Here is a 458-nt window from a genome sequence, read left to right as displayed (position 1 = left end):
GACCGTCATCGGCGAGGGCGGCTCGGGCGGCGCGCTGGCGCTCGGCGTCGCCAACCGGGTGCTGGTGCTGGAGTTCAGCTGCTACTCGGTCATCTCGCCGGAGGGCTGCGCGGCCATCCTCTGGAAGGACGGGGCGCGGGCCGACGAGGCGGCGGCGCGGCTCAAGATCACCGCGCCGGACCTCTTGCAGCTCGGCGTCGTCGACACGATCGTCGAGGAGCCGACCGGCGGCGCGCACCAGGACCACGACGAGGCGGCGGTGCGGCTCGACAAGGCGCTCTGGGCGACGCTCACGTCGATGGACGGGCTCAGCCCGGAGGAGCTCGTCGACGACCGGTACCGCCGGTTCCGCGGGCTCGGATCGTTCGTCGGGTAGCGCTGCCCGGCGCTCCGGCTGGCCCTCCCCGGGCGCCGGGGCTATACGGCTCGCGGATGGACTACGGCAAGGCGCTGCGGAC

Annotated in this window: 1 pseudogene; it reads left to right on the top strand. The window is 74.2% G+C overall.

The annotated features are described in order from the left end of the window. Positions 1-376, top strand: a pseudogene (locus BN4575_RS22890) (acetyl-CoA carboxylase carboxyl transferase subunit alpha); the annotation flags it as partial. Between the last annotated feature and the right edge of the window lie 82 nt (positions 377-458).

The sequence above is a fragment of the Aeromonas sp. EERV15 genome, assembly GCF_900079845.1.
Taxonomy (GTDB): domain Bacteria; phylum Pseudomonadota; class Gammaproteobacteria; order Enterobacterales; family Aeromonadaceae; genus Aeromonas; species Aeromonas sobria.
Note: the sequence above shows the minus strand (reverse complement) of the source record. Positions and strands in the feature narration are given on the sequence as shown.